The sequence below is a fragment of the Paraburkholderia fungorum genome, assembly GCF_046027605.1.
Taxonomy (GTDB): Bacteria; Pseudomonadota; Gammaproteobacteria; order Burkholderiales; family Burkholderiaceae; genus Paraburkholderia; species Paraburkholderia fungorum_F.
The window spans coordinates 1-834 of sequence record NZ_JAQQEF010000089.1 but is presented as its reverse complement, the minus strand read 5'-3'; the positions used below and the strand labels follow the sequence as shown (position 1 = coordinate 834).

At 56.7% G+C, this 834-nt stretch carries 1 protein-coding gene; it reads left to right on the top strand.

Translation table 11 applies throughout. The annotated features are described in order from the left end of the window. Positions 1-238: 238 nt before the first annotated feature. Positions 239-834, top strand: a 596-nt coding sequence (locus PQR53_RS38860; protein ID WP_408465892.1) for a transposase, incomplete at its 3' end; no start/stop codon positions are given.

The following is an 834-nucleotide window of genomic DNA, read 5'->3' as shown; positions in this document are numbered from 1 at the left end:
CAAGGTTGGCCGATGGTGGAAGCGCGTTCGCGAGTTCGCGCAACCAAGCGAGGCCTCGAAGATTGTCGAAGATTTCACCCGGATCGTCGACTGACCGCTGATGGCCGCAATGCGTCCCACAACTGAGCGCGCCAATCGTCTCAAGCCCGTATTTTGAGCAAAAGGCATAAGCCGGTCCAGAGTGGGTGAAAACGCATTGATCGCCTAAACTGAATCAACGCACGAGACCGGGTGACGCATGAAGCGATTCGTTGAAGGCGATGACCGCAAGCAGGTCGCACTACTTCCCGAATGCGTCGATGACTACATTGGACAGGACAATCCGGTGAGAGTCATCGATGTCTTCGTTGACGAACTGGATCTTGCAGAACTGGGTTTCAACGGTGCCACGCCAGCGATCACGGGTCGGCCGTCCTACCATCCGGGTGTGATGCTCAAGATCTATATCTACGGATACCTGAACCGGATACCTTCCAGCCGGCGTCTCGAGCGTGAATGTCAGCGTAACGTCGAGTTGATGTGGCTAACGGGACGTCTGGCTCCGGACTTCAAGACGATCGCCGACTTTCGCCGTGACAGCGGCGCAGCCATTCGCAACGTATGCCGGCGTTTCGTCGAACTGTGTCGCGGGCTGAAACTGCTATCCATCGACATGGTGGCCATCGACGGTAGCAAGTTCGAGGCGTCAAACAGCCGCGACAGGAACTACACGGCAAGCAAGATCGACAAGCGTCAGCAGGAGATCGAGGAAAGCGTGCAGCGATATCGCGACCTGATTGAAACCGCAGACCGGACCAGTCCGACGGGTTTCGATGTGAAGACCGTTCGGCTGTA